Origin of the sequence: Acidocella sp. MX-AZ02 (genome assembly GCF_000306035.1) — a bacterium.
Taxonomy (GTDB): Bacteria; Pseudomonadota; Alphaproteobacteria; order Acetobacterales; family Acetobacteraceae; genus Acidocella; species Acidocella facilis.
Window position 1 is genome coordinate 1,438,028 of sequence record NZ_JH976207.1, and the last position, 6,362, is coordinate 1,444,389.

The following is a 6,362-nucleotide window of genomic DNA, read 5'->3' on the forward strand; positions in this document are numbered from 1 at the left end:
GACGCGGTTTTTTAGGTCGAGACGTGGGGGCTCAGTCGAACAGCGAGGAGACCGAGCTTTCGGTGGAGATGCGGCGCATCGCCTCGGCCAGCAGTTGGGCGACGGAAAGCTGGCGGATATTATGCGCCAGACGCACCGCCTCGGTCGCCATGATCGAGTCGGTGATGGTCAGCATCTCGATCGGCGAGGCGGCGATGCGCGCCACGGCGCCGCCGGAGAGCACGCCATGCGTCACGTACACCTCGACCGATTTGGCGCCATTGGCCAGCAGCGCCTCGGCGGCGTTGCAGAGCGTGCCACCGGAATCGACGATATCATCGACCAGGATGCAATCGCGCCCCTCAACCTCGCCGATGATGTTCATCACCTCGGAGACGCCGGCGCGCTCGCGGCGCTTATCGATGATGGCGAGATCGGTATTCAGCCGGCGGGCGATGATGCGCGCGCGCAGCACGCCGCCAACATCCGGGGAGACGATCATCGGGGTGCGGCCGGCGAAACGCTCCTCGATATCGCGGGAGAAGAGCGGGGCGGCGGGGAGGTTATCGACCGGGATGTCGAAGAAGCCCTGGATCTGGCCGGCATGCAGATCCATGGTCAGCACGCGGCTGGCGCCGGCTTCGGTGATCAGATTGGCGACCAGCTTGGCGGAGATCGGCGTGCGCGGACCGGATTTGCGGTCCTGGCGGGCATAGCCGAAATACGGGATCACCGGGGTGATGCGCCGGGCGGAGCCGCGGCGCAGCGCATCGCAGGTGATCAGCAATTCCATCAGATTGTCATTGGTCGGGTAAGAGGTGGATTGAATGACGAAGACATCCTCACCCCGAACATTCTCATGGATTTCGACGAACACTTCCATGTCCGCGAAGCGCCGGACGGAGGCTTTCGCCAGCGGCAGGTTCAAACCGGCGGCGACAGCCTCGGCCAGGGGGCGGTTGCTGTTGCAGGCTACGATCTTCATGCGCGGTGATCCCCGAATTCAACTCGCGCGCGGTGTAGCAACCAGGGGCCTTAAAGTAAATTAAGCCGAGAGCGCGCGGGAGCGATCCGTGGCGGCCTGGATGGCTTCCCTGAATATTTTTGGCAGAGCGTCATCCGCGCGCAACAGTTTCAGCGCCTCGGCGGTGGTGCCGCCGGGGGAGGTTACAGCCACACGTAGCGCTTCCGGGGTTTCGGCGGAGGCGGCGAGCAGGCTGGCGGAGCCGATCACGGTCTGGCGGGCCATGATGCGGGCGAGATCGGGCGAAAGCCCCTGATCCAGCCCGGCCTGCTCCAGCAATTCGGTCAATAAAAAGACATAGGCCGGGCCGCCGCCGGAAATCGCGGTGACGGCATCCAGCGCGCCCTCATCCTCAACCCAGGCGACCTGGCCGACGGCTTCCAGCAGCCTGGTGGTGAGATCGCGCTGCGCAAGCGAGACGCCGGGGCCGGGAAAGGCCACGGTGATGCCCTGGCGCACCGCCGCCGGGGTGTTGGGCATGGCCCGGACCACAGCCTTGGCGCCGCCGAGCAATGAAGCCACGCCCTGGGCGGTTTTGCCGGCCATGATGGAGATGAAGAGCGCGGTTTCGGCGAATTTCGCATAAGCGGGCAGCGCGGCGGCCGCCATTTGCGGCTTCACCGCAAGAATAACCGCTTCCGGCGCGAAATCCGCCGGGAGCTGGGCGGCATCGGCCAGCACGGTCACGTCCGGCCCGGCCAGGGTTTTGGCGCCCTCGGAAGGGTCGATGACGAAAGCGCGGGAGAGGCCCTGCTCACGCCAACCGGCGAGCATGGCGCTGCCCATGCGGCCACCGCCGATGAGCAGAAGGGAGGGAAGAGCGGTCATATAACCGCTCTAACCCATTGAAGGACGGTTTGGAATGTAGGGGTTACGCCTCGCCGACACATTCCAGCATGGCCGCCTCCAGCGCCTCATCCGCGCTCTTGCCGCCCCAGATCACGAACTGGAAGGCGGGGAAGAAGCGTTCGCACTCGCTGATGGCGATGTCGATCAGGTCCTCGATCGATTCCGAGGCGGCGCTGGGGGCGCCGCGCAGCAGCATGGCGTGGCGATAGACCGGCATGCCGGTCTCCTCATCCATGCCGAAATGGCCGATCCAGAGCCGCTCATTGGCCTTGGCCAGCAGCTCATAAAGGCCGGTGCGCTGCTTCGGCGGGGCCTTCATGTCAAAGGCGGCGGAGACATGCATGACGGAAATCTCATCCGACCAGCAGAAATACAGCCCGTAATCGCACCATTTGCCCTGGGCCTCGGCGGCGAGGTCGGACTCGGAGCGGCGGTCGAAGATCCATTCATTTGCTGAGATGACCTGTTCAACGAGGTCGAGCGGGTTGGCAACGTTGGTTACGTCGTCATCATTGGCGTAGGCCAGAGCGGTCATGCAAGGAACCTCCTTGTCACCATGAAAACCGGGTGAGACGATACTGGCAAAAGAGCCTGGACTGACAAAAGAGCTTGGCGTCCCGCGCAGAGTTTCTCCCCACGACTCGGATTTTATGGGGTTTTGTGCGCCGCGTACATTAATATTCCGTCCTTAAAGATTGTTTCGTCTGGCTGTCACCCATCCGCCGCAATGGATTATTATGCTAGAGACCCCCATATGACAGGCCGGATGCCTCAAGGACTCCTGATATGAGCAAATTCTCTTTTCCCCTGTTGGCGCTGGCCAGCGGGTTGATGCTGGCCCCTGCCCTGCCCGCGTTCGCGCAGGACGCGAGCCCGCGCCAGATCCAGACGATGATCGATAACGGCCAGAGCGGCCAGGCGATCAGCCAGCTGAAATCCGTGCTGAACACGCACCCGGATAGCGGCACCGCCTGGTATCTGCTGGCCGAGGCGCAGGATGCGCGCGGCAATGAAAACGCCGCCGCCCAGGCGCTGGCCAAGGCCGACCAGTACGCGCCGGGCCTGCCTTTTGCCAATGCGGCAAAGGTTTCGGCGCTGCGGGCGCATATCAATAACGGCTTATCCTCAGCCCAAGCGGGGGAGAGGCATCATGGAGGTGTCAGCATGGTGATGTTGGTGATTGGCGGGTTGATCCTGCTGTTCGTGGTACTGCGCCTGGTCTCCGGGTTCCGCCGGCAGCAGGTGTACCGCCCGTTCCCGGGCAATCCGAACATGCCGTATAATAATTATCCGCAAGGTGGCCCCGGCCCTTATGGCCCCGGCGGCGGCTATGGTCCGGCGGGCGGCATGGGCGGCGGGCTTGGCAGCTCCATCGTTTCCGGGCTGGCGGCCGGTGCGGGGTTTGCGGCCGGTGAGCGGATTGTGGATGGCATGATGGGCGGGCATGAGGCCCAGGCCGCGCCGCCGCAACAGGATTTCGGCCAGAGCCAGGATGACGGGCTGATGGGCAATCCCGGCTGGGATGATGGCGGCAGCAGCGACGATGATTTGAATAATAACAGCTGGTAGAAAGAAAAAAACGGCCTTTTTGAAAAAAGGCCGCTTCTTTCATAGCTATGAAACCAACGCTGCATGAGACGCCAAGGCTTCCCATGCAGCCATATCGACGACCTAAGGTCGCAGAAGTTTTTTGGTCCCGCTTTTTTTCAAAAAAGCGGGTTTTTCTTACCCAATCCTGCGCATCATCGGCCCGTAATACCGGCCGGTGCCGCCCAGCTCTGCCTCGATGCGGATCAGCTGGTTATACTTCGCCATACGGTCCGAACGGGCGAGCGAGCCGGTCTTGATCTGGCCGCAATTGGTGGCGACCGCGAGGTCCGCGATGGTGGCGTCCTCGGTCTCGCCGGAGCGGTGGGACATGACGGCGGTGTAGCCGGCGCGGTGGGCGATTTCGACCGCCTCCAGCGTCTCGGTCAGGGTGCCGATCTGGTTGACCTTGACCAGGATAGAGTTGCCGACGCCAGCGGCGATGCCGCGGGTCAGGCGCTCCGGGTTGGTCACGAACAGATCGTCACCGACCAGCTGCAGCTTGCCGCCGAGACGCTCGGTGAGCAGCTTCCAGCCCTCCCAATCATCCTCGGAGCAGCCATCCTCGATCGAGGCGATCGGGTAGCGGGTGCAGAGATCGGCCAGGTAATCGACGAACTGGCCGGCATCGAGTTTCTTGCCCTCGCCTTCGAGGTCGTAAATGCCGTTCTTGAAGAATTCGGTGGAGGCGCAATCCATCGCGAAGGTGATGTCCTCGCCCAGCTTGTAGCCGGCCTTCTCGACGGATTTGGCGATGAAGCCCAGCGCCTCGTCGGCGGATTTCAGGTTCGGCGCGAAGCCGCCCTCATCGCCGACATTGGTGTTGTGGCCGGCATCGTGCAGCTGCTTCTTCAGCGTGTGGAAAATCTCGGCGCCGATGCGCACCGCTTCCGCGATGGAAGAGGCGCCGACCGGCTGGATCATGAATTCCTGGATGTCGATCGGGTTGTCGGCATGCTGACCGCCATTGACGATGTTCATCATCGGCACCGGCAAAGTGCGGGCGGAGACACCACCGATATAGCGATAGAGCGGCAGGCCGTTATCGACCGCGGCGGCCTTGGCCAGCGCCAGCGAGACGCCGAGGATGGCGTTGGCGCCGAGCCGGGCCTTGTTCGGGGTGCCGTCCAGATCGATCAGGATATTATCGATGCCGACCTGGTCTTCGGCATCCAGCCCGCCGATGGCGTCCAGGATCTCGCCCTCGACGGCGGCGACGGCCTTGAGCACGCCCTTGCCGTTATAGCGGGACTTGTCGCCATCGCGCAGCTCGACGGCCTCATGCGCGCCGGTGGAGGCGCCGGAGGGCACGGCGGCGCGGCCAAAGGCGCCGGATTCCAGCAGCACATCGACCTCGACGGTCGGGTTGCCACGGCTATCGAGAATTTCGCGGGCGACAATGTCGGCAATGGCGGTCATGGACGGCTCCTCTGGTTTGCCCTGGCGAGGTAAACCAGCCCTTGCCACGATGCAAGAAGGCGAAGCGGACCGGAAAACGCGCTGATTTAAGCCGCGGTGAGCTGCAGCGGCGCTTCCAGCGCGCCGGTGGCGAGACGGTAATTCGCCTGATCCGCATAAACCGCCCGCAGCAGCTGGTTGTTCAGCGCATGCCCGGTGCGGCTGCCGATGAACCGCCCGGAGATCGGCGCGCCGGCGAGATAGAGATCGCCGATCACGTCCAGCAGCTTGTGGCGGACGAACTCATCCGCGTAACGCAGACCTTCGGGGTTCATGATCTTGTCGTCATCCACCACCACCGCATTGGCGAGCGAGCCGCCCCGGGCGAGCCCGGCCTGGCGCAGCGCCTCGATCTCACCGCGCTGGGTGAAGGTGCGGGCCCGGGCGATCTCATCGGCGAAGCCGGCGGTGGAGAGGTTGAAATGATAGGCCTGGGCGCCGATGGCGCGGGCGGCGAATTCGATGGAGAGGGAGATATCGAACCCGGTGCCGCCATCAGCGTGCGGGCGCAGCTCGGCGAAGGCGCCGTTCTGCTCGACCCGCACCGGGCGCAGAATTTCCAGCACCGGGCGGGCGCCGCCATGCTCGATGACGCCGGCGCTCTCGATCAGGAACAGGAAGGGGGCGGCGGAGCCGTCGAACACCGGCAATTCCGGGGCGTCCACCTCGACGATGAGGTCATCCACCCCGGCGGCGGCCAAGGCCGCCATCAGATGCTCGATGGTGCCGATTTTGGCATCGCCGCGCGAAATCAGGGTGCAGAGGCGGGTGTCGGTGACATTGTCGAACTTCGCGGCGACATCGACACCGAGATCGGTCCGGCGGAAGACGATGCCGGTATTCAGCGCCGCCGGGCGCAGCGTGAGGCGCACATCCGCGCCGCTATGCAGCCCGCGCCCCACCGCCGAAATCGGCGCCTTCAGGGTGCAGCGGGCGGCAGCGTCGCGCTGGATCATGCTGTATCTGTCACGCAAAGACGACATTGAAATCCTGTCCATTAACCAGGCTCTAAATTACGCGTCTCGCTGCATTGCAGCCAATAAATCATTATTTCTGATTATTTCGCCATAACCATCTGATTTTAAATGAAGTTACAGAGCGCAACAAAGGATTGTGGCACGCCGCCTCAGATTGTTTTCGGCTTGTTCACGGGCCGCGCTCAGGCTCTGGTTGCGTAACGAACGCGCGCCGCACCGGTCATAAAAAAAACCCCCGGGCGTTTTGCCCGGAGGTTTTTCGGCGGGGAGAGAGGGCCGCCTGGCCGGCTTGCGCCTTACTGGTTGCGGCGCAGGAAGGCGGGAATTTCCAGGCCGACCTCATCCATCTGCGCCGGGCGCACAGCGGCGCGGGGCTGTTCCTGCTCGTCGGCGCGCATCGCCGGTTCCTGGCGGTGCTGCGGCTGCGGTGCCGGGGCGGGCGCCTTGCTGGCGCCGAACCCGAACACGGATTTGAAGATGGAGGTGGG

At 63.8% G+C, this 6,362-nt stretch carries 6 protein-coding genes and 1 pseudogene; 1 reads left to right on the top strand and 6 read right to left on the bottom strand.

Annotation, left to right across the window (positions count from 1 at the left end; translation table 11 throughout):
• Positions 1–31 precede the first annotated feature (31 nt).
• From MXAZACID_RS07105 to MXAZACID_RS07115, 3 genes are read right to left on the bottom strand one after another with little or no spacing between them, the layout of a single operon-like run.
• Entirely contained in the window at positions 32–964 is a 933-nt protein-coding gene (locus MXAZACID_RS07105) for a ribose-phosphate pyrophosphokinase (protein WP_008493533.1), read from the bottom strand.
• A 60-nt stretch (positions 965–1,024) separates the two neighbouring features.
• Positions 1,025–1,831, bottom strand: coding sequence for a pyrroline-5-carboxylate reductase (gene proC / locus MXAZACID_RS07110; RefSeq protein ID WP_008493534.1), 807 nt, complete (start codon positions 1,829–1,831; stop codon positions 1,025–1,027).
• A 43-nt stretch (positions 1,832–1,874) separates the two neighbouring features.
• Positions 1,875–2,387, bottom strand: a complete 513-nt coding sequence (locus tag MXAZACID_RS07115) for a YbjN domain-containing protein (protein WP_008493535.1) — start codon at positions 2,385–2,387, stop codon at positions 1,875–1,877.
• A 251-nt stretch (positions 2,388–2,638) separates the two neighbouring features.
• Between MXAZACID_RS07115 and MXAZACID_RS07120 the strand changes: the two genes are divergently transcribed.
• A complete protein-coding gene (locus tag MXAZACID_RS07120) occupies positions 2,639–3,421 on the top strand; it encodes a tetratricopeptide repeat protein (protein WP_008493536.1) in 783 nt (260 codons plus the stop codon).
• 156 nt (positions 3,422–3,577) lie between these two features.
• Here the strand turns inward: MXAZACID_RS07120 and eno are convergent, their stop codons facing one another.
• The 3 genes and pseudogenes from eno to MXAZACID_RS19235 form a co-directional block, all read right to left on the bottom strand.
• On the bottom strand, positions 3,578–4,858 hold the full coding sequence (eno, locus tag MXAZACID_RS07125; RefSeq protein WP_008493537.1) for a phosphopyruvate hydratase: 1,281 nt from the start codon (positions 4,856–4,858) through the stop codon (positions 3,578–3,580).
• A gap of 86 nt (positions 4,859–4,944) precedes the next feature.
• Positions 4,945–5,880, bottom strand: a complete 936-nt coding sequence (gene lpxC / locus MXAZACID_RS07130; RefSeq protein WP_144052677.1) for a UDP-3-O-acyl-N-acetylglucosamine deacetylase — start codon at positions 5,878–5,880, stop codon at positions 4,945–4,947.
• 290 nt (positions 5,881–6,170) lie between these two features.
• Positions 6,171–6,362 (bottom strand): annotated as a pseudogene (locus tag MXAZACID_RS19235) (cell division protein FtsZ); the annotation flags it as partial.

What these genes read in the sequence shown, in the direction of transcription:
- MXAZACID_RS07105 (WP_008493533.1), bottom strand. Translation starts at nt 964, where the DNA reads ATGAAGATCGTAGCCTGCAACAGCAACCGCCCCCTGGCCGAGGCTGTC.
- proC (WP_008493534.1), bottom strand. Translation starts at nt 1,831, where the DNA reads ATGACCGCTCTTCCCTCCCTTCTGCTCATCGGCGGTGGCCGCATGGGC.
- MXAZACID_RS07115 (WP_008493535.1), bottom strand. Translation starts at nt 2,387, where the DNA reads ATGACCGCTCTGGCCTACGCCAATGATGACGACGTAACCAACGTTGCC.
- MXAZACID_RS07120 (WP_008493536.1), top strand. Translation starts at nt 2,639, where the DNA reads ATGAGCAAATTCTCTTTTCCCCTGTTGGCGCTGGCCAGCGGGTTGATG.
- eno (WP_008493537.1), bottom strand. Translation starts at nt 4,858, where the DNA reads ATGACCGCCATTGCCGACATTGTCGCCCGCGAAATTCTCGATAGCCGT.
- lpxC (WP_144052677.1), bottom strand. Translation starts at nt 5,880, where the DNA reads ATGTCGTCTTTGCGTGACAGATACAGCATGATCCAGCGCGACGCTGCC.